This window comes from Sinorhizobium sp. Y406 (genome assembly GCF_058732025.1).
Genome location: NZ_CM178975.1, coordinates 308627 through 322360, shown reverse-complemented (window position 1 = coordinate 322360; position 13734 = coordinate 308627). Strand labels below are relative to the sequence as shown.

Genomic DNA, 13734 nt, shown 5'->3' with positions numbered 1-13734 from the left:
AAACGGCAAGCGTCGTTCCGCCGGATCCTCACCTCCACGGGAACCATAGGCGTTCAAACCCGTTAGGAAAGATGCTGTAACGGCGCGGCCGCGAGGGACGCATCAGGCCGCCAGTCGACTGGCAAATCGCGAAACGTATAGCGCGCCGTTCCAAAGGAGAGGTGGACGCAATGGGACCGCTGGCGAGCCATATGGTCGTGCATATCCTGCTTATGAACGTCCTCGCCCCGCTCGCGGCGATGAGCGCGTGCGCTTTCTGGCAGCAAGGACGAGAACCCGCAGGCGGCGCGCTGGCCTTCGCGACGGCAGCGCAACTCCTCAGCCTTTGGCTGTGGCACGCACCGCCTTTGCTCACGCGCGCCCTCGCCTCCGCTCCGCTTCACCTGCTCATGTACGGGAGCCTTCTTCTCACCGCCTTTCTGTTCTGGTGGGTGGTCCTTCGTTTCCGCGGAAATCACAGCTGCAAACCGATCCTCTCGCTGCTCGTGACCAGCAAGCTTTATTGCGTGCTGGGTGTGCTCGTCCTGTTCGCGCCGAGAGTGCTCTTTACCGGCATAGCCGGTGATCCCGGCACCGGTGCCCCCACCCCTGAGGCTGTTCTGGCCGATCAGCAGCTTGCGGGATTGCTCATGCTGACTGCCTGCCCGGCAACTTACGTTCTCGGCGGGATCGTCCTTGGCGCACGATGGCTGTTCGCCATGGAAACCGACGAAATCGACCGGTCAAGTGCGGGTGGAGAAGCGTGGACCTGAAGGATCTGCACTGGACGACGATTGCAAAGGTACTCGCCCTGGCGGGTGCCGGCGTGATTGCCGCGGGTGCGGTCGTTGTCCTGTCCGGTGTCTACAATGTCGCGGCCTCGCGGGATCACCTGCGAATCACAACGTGGCTCTTCGAAGTGATCCGCGAACGTTCGATCACCGTCCGCAGCTATCCGATCGAGGTGCCGCCGCTCGACGACGAAGGCATGGTTCGCCTCGGCGCCAGCCATTATGAGGGCGGCTGCGCACCCTGCCACAGCCGGCCGGGCGAAGAAATAGATCCGATCGTCAGAGGGATGCTGCCTCCGCCTCCTGATCTGAGGACCATCGGTGAGCGACGCCCTCCCGAGGAAATTTTCTGGATCGTCAAACATGGAATGAAATATACCGGCATGCCCGCCTGGCCGAGCTCGCAACGAGACGACGAAGTCTGGGCCGTGACGGCCTTTCTCGCCCGCCTTCCAGATGCGACAGACGACTATAGAGAGCTTTCCGGCCTCACCCGCGGCGGTGTTGGTGATACGCGTGGACAGCTGGCGAGCGGGAGAGCGCTGACACAATGTGCGCGCTGCCATGAAAGTGGGAGCAACGGTACGAACGGCGACCGCGTGCCGCGGCTTGCGGGGCAAACCGAAGCCTATCTGTTGCGCAGCCTTCGGGAATATGCCGAGCAGATGCGTCCGAGCGGTGCAATGGAACCCGTAGCCGATCTCCTGGACGAGCGAGAACGACAGAGGCTGGCGTCCTACTACTCGGCCCTGCGGCCGGCCGCGGAGGCGGAGCGGGCCGCACCGGACGTGGAGCAGCTTCGGCGCGGCCAATCCATCGCGCTTCGCGGCATTCCTGAGCAGCAGGTACCCGCATGCATGAGTTGTCACGCGGGGCGGCAGTCGTCCCAATTCCCATTGATCGCCGGCCAACACGCTGACTATATCAAGACACAATTGCACCTCTGGCGGCAGGGCGGACGCAGGGGATCGGCCTATGGGCGGATCATGGCGGTCGTCGCCGGGGCCCTCGAGCCGGCACAGATCGAAGATGTTGCCGCCTATCTTGCCGCGCAACCTCATGGGTTGGCGTCTCCAAGCCCAATGGCGGAGGCGCATCAATGAACCCCGTCAGATCGATCACGCCACTTGCTCTCCTCGCTTTGCATGGCTGCGCCGGCGTTCAGTCGGCCCTCGAACCGGCGGGTACCGAGGCGGAGCGGATCAATGTCCTCGGCTGGGTGCTGATACTGTTCTCTGCCGCCGTGCTGGTGGGGGTCTGTGCGATCGCGGCTGCGGCATTGTTTGGAGGCGATGCCCTGCGTGCTCGATTATCCGGAGAACGGCTGGTGATCGGAGGCGGCATTATCTTTCCGTTTCTCTCCCTCAGTGTTCTGTTGAGCTACGGCTTCTACCTGATGGGATCGAACGCGCCGGCTATGGACACGGACGGCCGGCTGCGCGTCGAAGTCGTGGGAGAGCGCTGGTGGTGGCGGGTGACTTATATCGACGAAGACGGTCGACGGATCGAGAGCGCCAACGAAATCCGCCTGCCAGTTGGACGGCCGGTGGAGATCGAACTGACGTCGGCGGACGTGATCCACAGCTTCTGGGTGCCGAAACTTGCCGGCAAGCTCGACATGATTCCGGGCCGCACCAACCGGATGACGCTTCATGTGACGGAGACCGGGATCAGTCGTGGGCAGTGCGCCGAGTATTGCGGCGGCCCGCATGCCCTCATGGCATTTTTTGTCGTCGCGTTACCGGAAGTCGAGTTCGCCGCCTGGCTCGAGCGCGAAGCTGCCGATGCTCTGCCGCCCACCAGCGCCGAGGCGGTGACCGGACAGGCGCTGTTCCAGTCTTCCGGCTGCGTCGCATGCCACAGGGTACGGGGGTCCGTGGCGCAGGGGACGATCGGCCCAGATCTGACGCATGTCGGCAGCAGGCACTCGCTCGCCGCGGCCACCCTTGAAAACGACCCGGCAGCCTTCGCCCGTTGGATCCGGGACAGTCAACATGTGAAGCCCGAAAACCTCATGCCTTCCTTCGAAATTTTCACCGAGAGCGAGCTCGATCAGCTTGCACTCTATCTGGATCAGTTGAGGTGACGACCGATGCTTGATTTCACAGCCCTCGGACTGTGGCTGAACCTCGCGATTTTCGCCGGAGCGGCTGCGACTGTCTGGATGGCGGGCGTCCGCATCACGCGTTACGCCAACATCATCAGCGTCAGGACAGGCGTCGGACAGGCATTCGTCGGCGTCGTGCTTCTCGGCGGGATCACCTCCCTGCCGGAGCTGGCGGTGGCGGTGAGTTCGTCGCTGGCCGGAAACGCGAGCCTCGCGGTCAACAGCATGCTCGGCGGCATCGCGATGCAGGTGGCGATCCTTGCGCTTGCCGACATGCTGATCGGCAAACGAGCGCTGACCTCCGTCGTCCCCGATCCGGTCGTGATGCTCCAGGGCTGTTTCAAGATTCTGCTTTTGTCGATCGTCGCTGCCTCGATCGTGGTCGGTGACGTGCCGGTGCTCTTCACCGGTCTTTGGATGTGGCTCTTGGCCGCTGTTACCGGACTCGGCCTGTGGGCCCTCTCGCGTGCACAGCACCGCAAGGCGTGGGTCGCCAACAACGAAGATGTGACGCAGGAACGCGAACAATCAAAAGCGCGCGAGGAGGCGAAAGAGAGTGATGAGTCCCTCAGCGCGGCTGGCTGGGCCGCGGCCGCCACAGGAGCCGTCATCATTGCCGCTGGTTATCTGCTGTCGCGCACGGCGGAGGCGATCGCTGAGGAAACCGGCCTCGGCCAGAGCTTCGTCGGGGCTGTACTCGTCGCGATCGCAACCTCTCTTCCGGAAGCGAGCACGGTGTTCGCCGCTGCGCGGGCCGGGCTCTACACCATGGCGATGTCGGATATTTTCGGCACGAATCTGTTCGACATTTTCTTTCTATTCCTCATCGATCTTACCGGAGGGGCCGATGCGGTCATGAACAGCGTCGGCCGCTTCGAGACCTTTGCAGCGCTGATCGCCATCACCGTCACGGCGACCTTTCTCATCGGCTTGGTCGAGCGGCGAGACCGGACAATTTTCAAGATGGGCTACGATGCCTTCGCCGTCCTGACGGTATACCTTTCCGGACTGGTCATACTCTACTTCCTGCGCGACGCTGGTGGAGGAGGTGGATGATGGAACTGCCCAATCCCGATCCGCGCCCCGAAGGCGAGGTCAGAGAACTGGAACGCATCTGGGCGACGCCACGGGGATGGCGACTGGTCACCGCCGTCAACAATACGGTGATCGGACTGCTCTATATCGGCGTCGCCTTTCTCTTTTTCCTGATGGCGGGCGTGCTGGCGCTCATCATGCGGGCGCAGCTGGCCGTCGGCGACAGTCGCCTGATCGATCAGGACCTCTATAATCAGATGTTCACCGTTCACGGCACGACGATGATGTTCCTCTTCGCCGTGCCGGCCGTCGAGGCGCTTGGGGTCATGCTGCTGCCGCAGATGCTCGCCGCCCGCGACCTGCCTTTTCCCCGACTCAGCGCCTTCGCCATCTGGGCCTATGTGGTTGGCGGGCTGGTCTTCTTCTCGACGATTTTCTACGATCTTTCGCCCAAGGGCGGCTGGTTCATGTATCCGCCGCTGACGCTGATGGAGTTTTCACCGGGCGATAATGCCGACTTCTGGCTGCTTGGCATCGGTTTCATCGAGATCTCGGCCATCGCCGGCGCGATCGAGATCGTCGTCGGGACGCTCCGGACCCGCCCTCCGGGCATGTCGCTCGCACAGATGCCGATCTTCGCCTGGACCATGTTGATCTTCGCCAGCATGATCATGTTCGCTTTTCCCGCGGTCATCCTGGCGACGATGATGCTCGAAATAGAGAGGGCGTTCAGCTGGCCGTTCTTCACGGCCGCACTCGGAGGCGATCCGCTGCTCTGGCAGCATCTCTTCTGGTTCTTCGGCCATCCGGAGGTCTACATCATCTTCCTGCCGGCCGCAGGTCTCGTCTCTATGATCGTGCCGACCATGGCCCGTACGCCGCTCGTCGGCTACCACCTGATCGTGGTGGCGCTGATCGCGACCGGCTTTTTCAGCTTCGGGCTTTGGGTGCACCACATGTTCACGACGGGCATACCGGCACTCAGCCTTGCCTTCTTTTCGGCCGCCAGCATGGCCGTCGCCGTACCGTCCGGCATTCAGGTCTTCGCCTGGATCGCCACCATCGCCGCCGGGCGAGAACGATTTCGCATGACGACCCCGTCGCTGTTCATCCTGGGATTCCTCTTCATCTTCACGCTCGGCGGTCTCACCGGCGTGATGGTGGCCATGGTGCCCTTCGACTATCAGGTGCACGATACCTATTTCGTCGTCGCGCATTTCCACTACGTGCTGATCGGTGGCTTCGTGTTCCCGCTGTTTGCGGCGTTCTACTACTGGATACCACTCTTCAGCAGGCGCCCGCTTTCGGAGCGGCTCGGCCGCTGGGTTTTCTGGCTGATGTTCATCGGCTTCAACGTGGCGTTCCTGCCAATGCACCTGACGGGGCTCAAAGGCATGCCCCGGCGCGTCTGGACCTACCCCGGCGACATGGGCTGGAACCTGCTGAACACCATTTCCACCGTCGGGGCCTTCGTGCTCGGCGCCGGCGTGCTGGTGTTCCTGGTCGACCTCGTCGCGAAGTTCCGAGCCGGCAATGCCGAGGTCGAGAATCCATGGGGAGCGGGCACGCTCGAATGGCTGCCGAACGACGTCTATTCCACCCGCAGCATTCCGCACATCACCAGCCGCGAACCGCTGTGGGACAGGCCGACCCTTCCCCGGGAGGTGCGGGACGGCCATCACTATCTCCCCAACGCCCCAACGGGCGGGCGAGAAACCATTGTCACCTCGCCGATCCACGCCCGGCCGCAATACATCATCCAGATGCCGGGTCCCGGCTGGCCGCCTTTCCTAGCGGCGGTCTTTACGGCGGCCTTCTTCCTGCTGCTGACGGTCAAGATCGTGACCGTCGCCGCAGTCTGCGGCGTGCTTGCCATAGCCTTCGTGCTCATCTGGACCTGGGGCCTTGACCCCGGTCCATCCAAGGGCGCGATCGACATAGCCAAGGGCGTTCGCCTGCCCACCTACATGACCGGTCCGGCCTCGCATTCCTGGTGGGCGATGGTGGTGCTGATGATCGTTGCCGGCTCCCTCTACTTCGCCTACGTCTTCTCCTATCTGTTTCTCTGGCTCGTATCGCCCGAAGTCTGGGCGCCGGCCGGATCTCCGCCGCCGCCGCCCGGCCTCTGGCCGGCTTCAACCGCGACGCTGTTGCTGTCCGGTTCGGCCCTCATCTGGCTCATCAGCCGCAGACTCGGGAAACTCGCCACGTCACCATTCGCCATGACGGCGGCTCTGCTGCTATCGCTCGCCTCTCTGATCGGCGCGCTTGCACTCGAACTTTCAGGCCATCTGATGACCGGCCTCAGCCCCGGCGACAACGCCTACGGCGCCATGGTCTATCTCGGCGTGGTGCTCTTCGGCCAGCTTGCCTTCGCGCTTGCAATACTGGGGTTGTATACGCTCGCGCGATACCTCACAGGCAAGCTCGACGGCGTGCGCCGCGTGACATTCGACAACTACATGCTGTTGTATCACTACGCCGTGGCGCAGTCGCTGCTCGGGCTTGGGCTCGTGCACGGTTTCCCGCGGCTGATCGGGTAGGTTGGCGATGATCGAGCCTGGAAAGGAAGCACCAATCGCCAGCGCAATCCTCTTCCTGCTGGCCGGACCAATTCTGTGGGCGACACACCTCCTTCTGGTTTACGGCGTTCAGTCGGCAGCCTGCGCCGTCGGAAACAGCACAATGGCCCCATCGGTTCTGATCCAGGCGTCGGTGATGCTGGCGACGCTCGGGGCCATTCTGTTGCTATGTTTCAGCCTCTTCTTCCCCGGCCGCCTTGCCCATATGCTGCGCTACGAGATGCCGGAGCCGCACAACCGCACCTTTTCGGTCCGCGTTGAACGACTGTTGAGCTTGCTGTCGCTCATGGGGGTCGTCTGGAGCGGCGCATCGGTCTTCCAGATCGACGTGTGCGGACTGTTGAGGTGACGGGCCAAGGTGAGGCGAGCAATTCGCCGCCCGTCTCTATTCGCGCGGTTCTGCTTCGCGCTCGTCCAGCCTGTGAAGCACCTGCTCAGGCGTGATCTCCGTTGCAAGTTCGTCAAGGGCGGCATCGGCGGCCGTCTTTACGTCCAGGCGCTCGGCGATGGTGGAAACGAGTGCCAGGAGCCGTGTCGCCTCCTGCTCCGCAAGCAGGGATATCTGCAGGTTCAGATCCGCCCGCCTGGCATCATCCCGGGCCATGCGGTTCTGGGAGATCAGCACAAAAGTGGTGACGAAGATGGCTTCCACGGAGGCGATCATGGCGAGCATGGCGAAGGTGGGATCGAAAACAGGCACTTTGGGCACCAGCCCGAGATTCGCGATGATCCAAGCCCCGAAGGCGAGCACGTGCAGGCAGACAAAGTTCAGAGAGCCCGCGAAGTTCGTGATGCGCTGCGAAATCTGTTCCTGCGCCGTTGTGCTCCGTTCATCATCCTCGCGCTGTTTCAGCACCGCACGAATGTTGCGATCGAGCCGCGGCGTGGCCTGTGCAGGTGGTGCGGTCCGATAAGTTGCCTCGTGCGGGTCTTGCATTCCTCACCGGCGGTCGATGAATTTGTTGAAGCGGCTGAGACTGCCATCTGCGGTCTTGTCTTGATGGAGGAACAGCAGCCGGTTTTCGTCGAAGACACGAAAAAATTCTTCCCAGGAAATCGGCTCGAGGGATTCCTCCGGCTCACCGAAATCAATGCGGAGCAGGCCCCCGTTCGAAGTGGCCTTCACTCTCGCCGGGCGACCATTGCGTTCCTCGACCCAGCGTCTGATTTCCTCATGCTTGTCAGTTGCGGTGGCTTCACTCATGAGACCTTCCTCTTCGCTGCTTCGCCGGATTGATCATCACAACCACGCAGAACATCACCATGTTCCATGGAAGCACATCTCTCTGGGAATGATACGCTGGCGATCAGTTTGGCCCGCAGCAGGAGCCGGTGACCGGTACCGAGGGAAGGCGCAAATTCGGTGCGCCGTTCTCGTGCGTAGGTCACCGGCGTTTTTGAGAGCGCGCGGCCTTCCGTTCAGGCCGCTTTCGCCTTCTGGTTCGCCGCTTCTACGGCAAGCTTAGTGAGCTTCTTGTCCGTTTCACCCTCTTCCTGGAGGGTGGCGTCGAGGAGCGACACCGCTTCCTTGAGGCCAAGCTGCTGTGCCCAGGTCTTCAGCGTGCCATAGCGGGCGATCTCGTAATGCTCAACCGCTTGCGCGGCGGCAATCAGCCCCGCATCCACGGCGGGCGATCCCTTGAACTCCTCGGCTACGTCCTCGCCTTCGGCAATAAGGCCGTCCATCGCTTCACATGTCTTACCCTGGGCCCGCTTGCCGATGATCTCGAACACCTTCTGAAGCCGCTCGACATGCGTCTCGGTCTCTTCCTTGTGCTTTTCGAACGCCTCTTTGCAGTTCTGGGATTTCGCTGCCCTGGCCATCTTCGGCAGCGCCTTCAGGATCTGTCGCTCGGCATAATAGATGTCCCTGAGCGTCTCGTGGAACAGGTTCTCAAGTGTTTTTTCTGGCATGGCTTACCCTCCTTCGTGACGAGCCCGTCTAACGCCGTCCCATGAAATTGGTTCCGTCAGAATGGCAGCGATTGCATCTTTCTCCGGCGATCTGCATGACCGCGGGTAGCCGCCGTAAAACGAAAGTGGTCGTGCCGGATTGATGCCCTATCTTCCCCCGGATCACTCCTTCCACCATAGGTGCAGCAATGTTGAAATGGGCTTTGATCTTCTTTGTGATTTCACTGGTTGCCGGCTTCCTCGGCTTCTCCGGCGTTTCGGCTGCAACCGCCGGAATTGCCAAGATCCTGTTCTTCATCGCCGTGGCCATATTCCTTATCTTTCTCGTTCTCGCGATCATGGCCGGCGGAATCGTGCTCTGAATCCCTGGGAATTGGCACTCTCAGATCGGGGGTAGCCCAGACCGGCAAGCGGCATAGCATCAGTGACCGGCAGGAACATCATCAGAGGTTTGCGAGTGGCGGCGGAACATCTGCGCGCCTTTCGGGTTAGGAGTGCAAATCTTATCGAGGCTTGGGCCCCGGCTCGATCGAAATTCTCAAAGAGCCGCCGTTCGACGCTCAAACCCAAGCGTAAACGATCTTTTGTCTAAGGAGAGCGCAGCATGCTAGGCACCATACTTCTGATCATCCTGATCGTGTTGCTCATCGCAGCGGTCCCAACATGGCCCTACTCTTCCGGTTGGGGCTATGGCCCTTCGGGCTTCCTCGGACTGCTGGTCGTCGTGCTCCTAATCCTTGTCCTGATGGGACGGATCTAGAGGCGTCTCGAGGAGACCACTCTAACGGCCGATGGAGACGACCGCGGGCGAGCCCGTCAGCATTTGGAACTGGCCCTGGGCAAATGGCAGTAACGATGCGCTCCAGAGTTGCAGTCGGCGATCTGCGCGGTGGCCCATCCGAATAGCGCGGCGGCGGGAATTGCCGCTCGAATTCTCGCCGAGTTCGCCATTTCCAGCGGTAGAAAGGAAGCAGTGCGCGGTTGCGACACGAAGGAGATTCCCGCCTCGCCCAGCAGCGGCCGCTTTCGACAAAGGCATGGAACAAATTGCCAGATCGCGAATTGGATATTGCATGCTCCCGGTAGCGGGAGCGACAAATCTAGTCCCCCTTTTGCTCATTGGCGGTGCCTGAAATCCAGGCGCCGCCATTTTACGTCCGGAGACTGCTCGACGCTCCCGACACATGGAACCTTTTGGGGTGCCACAGGTTGGGTTTCATTGACGAAATCTTCTAGAGGAAGGAGCACCGGTGAAGGTTCTCTACGGCCTCGCCATCGCGCTGATCGTGCTTGCGGCGGCGGCCGTCGCCTATGCCGTGAGCCCGCGTGCGCTCGAAGGCGTCGAGCGCCCAGATCCGCAACGCTTCGACGGGGCCACGGTCGCTCATGGCGAGCGCCTGGCGCTGATTGGTAACTGCGCGGAATGCCATACGGCCGAGCGTGGCGGAGCCTATGCAGGCGGCCGGCCCATCCCTACCCCACTCGGCACCATCTATTCGACGAACATCACGCCGGATCCGGAGACCGGCATCGGCACCTGGTCACAGGAAGCCTTCCGCCGCGCGATGTATGAGGGGCTCGATAGAGAAGGGCAGCACCTCTACCCCGCCTTTCCCTATCATCATTTCACCAAGGTGATGCCGGAGGACGTCGATGCCCTCTATGCCTATCTCATGACCCGCGAACCGGTGCGCAACGAGCCGCCGGAAAATGAGCTGAGATTTCCATTCAACCTCCGCCCGCTGCTGGCCGGCTGGAAGCTTCTTTATCTGGACAATGAACGCTTTGCCGGGCTGCCCGATGCGGATGAGAAGGTGAACCGGGGCGCGTATCTGGTGCAGGGGCTGGGACATTGCGGCGGCTGCCACACCCCGCGCAACGCTCTCCAGGCCGAAAAAGAGGGTGAGTTCCTGCGGGGCGAGGTTACTGAAAACTGGTATGCGCCCGCAATCGCAGGCGAGGTTCCGGCAGCGGTAAAGTGGAACGAGGCGCAACTGACCGATTACCTGGCGGGCCGGTGGGTCGATGAGCACGGCGTCGCTCTCGGCGCGATGGCGCCCGTCGCTCACAATCTCTCGCGCGTTCCCGAAGAGGATGTCGCAGCGATCTCAGCCTACATCGCGTTGCTCATGGAGGGCGACGAAGCCGAAACCGATGCCGAGATCACCGGTGCCGTCGGCGAACTGCGTAATGGCGACGATATCGGCGCGGTGATCTATGCCGGCGCTTGCGCGATCTGCCACGAAGCGAGCCCCTCGCCTTTCGCCGCCGGTTTGCCTCTGGCCTATAGCACGTCGATCCGCATACCCACGCCCTTGAATCTGGTCCGGATCATAGAGGACGGCGTCAAGCCACCCGAAGGTCGGCCGGGCCGTTATATGCCGGGATTTGCCGGCGCCCTGACGGACGACCAGATGGTGGCGCTCGCCACCTATCTGCGCGGGCGGTTCACCGGGCTCGAGCCCTGGGCGGACGTCGCCGACGTCGTCGCCAGGAGAATGCGCAGCGAGCCGGGGTCCGGGGCGGAAACAGCTGAAGCGGAGTGAGACATGATCACGCTCAATGTGAACGGCAGCACGTTCGACACCGACACCGCGCCGGAGACGCCACTCCTTTACGTTCTGCGAAACGAGATGGAACTCAACGGTGCGAAGTTCGGCTGCGGGCTGGGCCAGTGCGGCGCCTGCACGGTGCTCGCCGACGGCCACCCCATCTTTTCTTGCCTGACACCCATCGCCGTGCTTGCCGGGCGGGAGGTCACGACGCTCGAGGGCCTCGGCTCTATCGACAACCCCGGCCCGGTGCAAAAGGCTTTCATCGACGAACAGGCCGCGCAATGTGGCTACTGCATTCCCGGCATGATCATGCGGGCGCATGCCCTTCTCTTGCAGAATTCCGCGCCCGACGAAACGACCATCCGCGCGGCCCTCGAACCCTCTCTCTGCCGCTGCGGAACGCATATGCGGATCCTACGCGCCGTGCACCGGGCAAGCGAAGGCTTTCAGCAACAAACATCCGCTGCAGGGGAGCCTAGCCAATGACCGTCCTTGATCACCTGGAACTGTCGCGCCGCTCGCTCCTCAAGGGCGGCGGCGGCCTGGTTCTCTACTTCGCGATCTCGCCCGGTCGGCTCGCGGCCCAGGAAGGCGCACCCTCCGCTGCTCCACCGGCCGCTGCTCCACCGCCCGCCAAGCTTCCGGGAAGCCTTTCCGACTTTCCTTTCCTCGATTCCTGGATACGCATCGACAATGACGAAAGCATCACGGTCTTCACCGGCAAGGCCGAACTCGGCCAGGGAATCCGAACCGCCCTCAGTCAGATCGCGGCCGAACAGCTCAAGGTGGACTTCTCCCGTATCAGGCTCCTCACCGCCGATACGGCGCAGACACCAGACGAGGGCTACACTGCAGCCAGTCACTCTATGGAAAAGAGCGGCACGGCTATCTTGCATGCCGCAGCATATCTGCGCCGGATGATGATCGGACTGGCGGCCGAGGAGCTCGGTGTCGCGGCGGGCGATCTCAAGGTCGAGGACGGCGCTGTCGTCAGCAGTACGGGCGAAAGGCGAAGCTACGGGCAGTTGGTCAGCGGACGATCGCTTCATGTGACGGTGAACGATCAGACCGACTTCTTCGAACCGGGGAATTACACGGTTATGGGGCAACCGGTGCCGCGAGTCGATATTCCGGGCAAAGTCACCGGCGAGCCGTCCTATGTGCACGACCTGAGACTTGAGGGCATGGTGCATGCCCGCATCGTGCGTCCGCCGAGACGCGGCATGCGTCTCGCCGACCTCGATACGTCTGAGATCGACGACATGCCGGGCGTGATCAGGGTGGTGAGGGACGGCAACTATCTCGGCGTGATCGCGGAGGGCGAGTTCCAGGCGATCAAGGCGATGCAGGCGCTTCAAATGGCCGCGCAGTGGGAAGGTGGCGCCTCGTTGCCGTCCAACACGGACATCTACGATCATCTGATGCAATTGCCGGCGGACACCAGCGTGATCGACGGTCCGCAGACGGCGGTATCGCCGCCCGACGGCGCCAAGATCGTTGAAGCGACCTACACGCGACCCTACCAGATGCACGGATCCATAGGACCATCCTGCGCGGTGGGGCTCTTCCAGAACAGTCAGCTCACCATCTGGAGCCACACCCAGGGCGTCTACCCGGATCGTGCGGCGATCGCCGAGATGGTCGGCATGGAGGAGGCAGCCGTGCGGCTTATCCATATGGAGGGCGCGGGTTGCTACGGTCATAATGGCGCGGACGATGCGGCAGCCGATGCAGCACTGCTGGCACGCGCCGTGCCCGACCGCCCGGTCCGCATACAATGGATGCGCGACCACGAGCATCAATGGGAACCCTATGGCTCGGCCATGGTCGTGCGGGCACGTGGCTCCGTTTCCGCCTCTGGCGATATATCGAGCTGGAATTACGAGGTCTGGAGCAACCCGCACACCACGAGGCCGGGCCCGGCGGGCAACCTCCTGCCCGCTCAACTCATCTCCGCTTCCTTCGAGCCGGAAGCACCCACCAACATCCCGCAGCCAGCCGGCGGCGCCGACCGAAACGCCGTTCCGACCTATAAAATTACGAATGCGCGCGTCGTCGAACACTTCATCAGCGAAATGCCGTTGCGCACGTCGGCCCTGCGCTCCCTCGGCGCTTACATGAACGTCTTTGCGCTGGAGAGTTTCATGGACGAACTGGCGCTTGCCGCCGGAGCGGATCCGGTGGAATTCCGGCTTTCCCGGCTCGAAGATCCGCGGGCGCGCGATGTCGTAGCCACGGCCGCAAAGGCGTTCGACTGGACCGGCTGGGAGCAAAGATCGGGGCGTGGGCGCGGCTTTGCCTATGCGCGCTACAAGAACCTCGCCGCCTATTGCGCGGTGGCGATCGAAGTCGAGGTGGACGTTGCAACCGGGCGCATCAGGCTTGGCCGGGCAGTCGCCGCCTGCGACAGCGGACAGGCCGTCAATCCCGACGGCATACGGAACCAGATCGAGGGCGGGCTTGTGCAATCGGCGAGCTGGACGCTTTTCGAGCAGGTCCGCTTCGATGCGGAAGGGGTCCATTCAGCCGACTGGGCGGGTTACCCGATCATGCGGTTCCCGTCAGTGCCGGAGACGGTGGAAGTCCATGTCGTCGACCGGCCGGGAGAACCTTTCCTCGGCACCGGCGAGGCCTCACAGGGACCGGCGGCGGCCGCGATCGCCAATGCCGTGGCGGACGCGATCGGCGTCCGCATCCGCGACCTGCCGCTCCAGCCGGAGCGCGTGCGTGCCGCGATGCAGGCGTGAACGAAGATCAGTTCTCCCCCGTGA

The 13734-nt window shown here is 62.6% G+C and carries 14 protein-coding genes; 11 read left to right on the top strand and 3 right to left on the bottom strand.

Features of this window, described 5'->3' with window-relative positions; all coding sequences use genetic code 11:
- Nucleotides 1–170 precede the first annotated feature (170 nt).
- From AC4P1R_RS18430 to AC4P1R_RS18405, 6 genes are all read left to right on the top strand, one after another.
- Complete coding sequence (locus AC4P1R_RS18430; protein ID WP_069457526.1) at nucleotides 171–752, top strand: cytochrome c oxidase assembly protein; 582 nt, start codon at nucleotides 171–173, stop codon at nucleotides 750–752.
- Nucleotides 743–1873, top strand: a complete 1131-nt coding sequence (locus AC4P1R_RS18425) for a c-type cytochrome (RefSeq protein ID WP_069457525.1) — start codon at nucleotides 743–745, stop codon at nucleotides 1871–1873. Before AC4P1R_RS18430 ends, AC4P1R_RS18425 begins: the two co-directional genes overlap by 10 nt.
- On the top strand, nucleotides 1870–2856 hold the full coding sequence (locus tag AC4P1R_RS18420; RefSeq protein WP_069457524.1) for a cytochrome c oxidase subunit II: 987 nt from the start codon (nucleotides 1870–1872) through the stop codon (nucleotides 2854–2856). Before AC4P1R_RS18425 ends, AC4P1R_RS18420 begins: the two co-directional genes overlap by 4 nt.
- A 6-nt stretch (nucleotides 2857–2862) precedes the next feature.
- Nucleotides 2863–3933: a sodium:calcium antiporter gene (locus tag AC4P1R_RS18415; RefSeq protein WP_069457523.1), complete on the top strand. Its 1071-nt coding sequence runs from the start codon at nucleotides 2863–2865 to the stop codon at nucleotides 3931–3933.
- Nucleotides 3933–6455, top strand: a complete 2523-nt coding sequence (gene ctaD, locus AC4P1R_RS18410; protein WP_069457522.1) for a cytochrome c oxidase subunit I — start codon at nucleotides 3933–3935, stop codon at nucleotides 6453–6455. Before AC4P1R_RS18415 ends, ctaD begins: the two co-directional genes overlap by 1 nt.
- Before the next feature lie 142 nt (nucleotides 6456–6597).
- A complete protein-coding gene (locus AC4P1R_RS18405) occupies nucleotides 6598–6843 on the top strand; it encodes a hypothetical protein (RefSeq protein ID WP_492178433.1) in 246 nt (81 codons plus the stop codon).
- 36 nt (nucleotides 6844–6879) lie between these two features.
- Here AC4P1R_RS18405 and AC4P1R_RS18400 read toward each other — a convergent pair whose 3' ends face one another.
- The 3 genes from AC4P1R_RS18400 to AC4P1R_RS18390 form a co-directional block, all read right to left on the bottom strand.
- Nucleotides 6880–7431, bottom strand: coding sequence for a DUF1003 domain-containing protein (locus AC4P1R_RS18400; protein WP_069457521.1), 552 nt, complete (start codon nucleotides 7429–7431; stop codon nucleotides 6880–6882).
- A gap of 3 nt (nucleotides 7432–7434) precedes the next feature.
- Entirely contained in the window at nucleotides 7435–7698 is a 264-nt protein-coding gene (locus AC4P1R_RS18395) for a hypothetical protein (protein WP_069457520.1), read from the bottom strand.
- Nucleotides 7699–7913: 215 nt separating this feature from the next.
- The gene (locus AC4P1R_RS18390) at nucleotides 7914–8408 is read right to left on the bottom strand and encodes a YciE/YciF ferroxidase family protein (protein WP_069457519.1); all 495 of its coding nucleotides are present in this window, start codon (nucleotides 8406–8408) and stop codon (nucleotides 7914–7916) included.
- 188 nt (nucleotides 8409–8596) lie between these two features.
- Between AC4P1R_RS18390 and AC4P1R_RS18385 the strand changes: the two genes are divergently transcribed.
- The 5 genes from AC4P1R_RS18385 (at nucleotide 8597) to AC4P1R_RS18365 (ending at nucleotide 13710) form a co-directional block, all read left to right on the top strand.
- A complete protein-coding gene (locus tag AC4P1R_RS18385) occupies nucleotides 8597–8770 on the top strand; it encodes a DUF1328 domain-containing protein (protein WP_069457518.1) in 174 nt (57 codons plus the stop codon).
- Between the two features lie 242 nt (nucleotides 8771–9012).
- Nucleotides 9013–9168: a DUF3309 family protein gene (locus AC4P1R_RS18380; RefSeq protein WP_069457517.1), complete on the top strand. Its 156-nt coding sequence runs from the start codon at nucleotides 9013–9015 to the stop codon at nucleotides 9166–9168.
- Nucleotides 9169–9658: 490 nt separating this feature from the next.
- Complete coding sequence (locus tag AC4P1R_RS18375; RefSeq protein WP_069457516.1) at nucleotides 9659–10954, top strand: cytochrome c; 1296 nt, start codon at nucleotides 9659–9661, stop codon at nucleotides 10952–10954.
- Between the two features lie 3 nt (nucleotides 10955–10957).
- A complete protein-coding gene (locus AC4P1R_RS18370) occupies nucleotides 10958–11449 on the top strand; it encodes a (2Fe-2S)-binding protein (RefSeq protein WP_069457515.1) in 492 nt (163 codons plus the stop codon).
- A complete protein-coding gene (locus AC4P1R_RS18365) occupies nucleotides 11446–13710 on the top strand; it encodes a xanthine dehydrogenase family protein molybdopterin-binding subunit (RefSeq protein WP_069457514.1) in 2265 nt (754 codons plus the stop codon). Before AC4P1R_RS18370 ends, AC4P1R_RS18365 begins: the two co-directional genes overlap by 4 nt.
- Nucleotides 13711–13734: the final 24 nt, after the last annotated feature.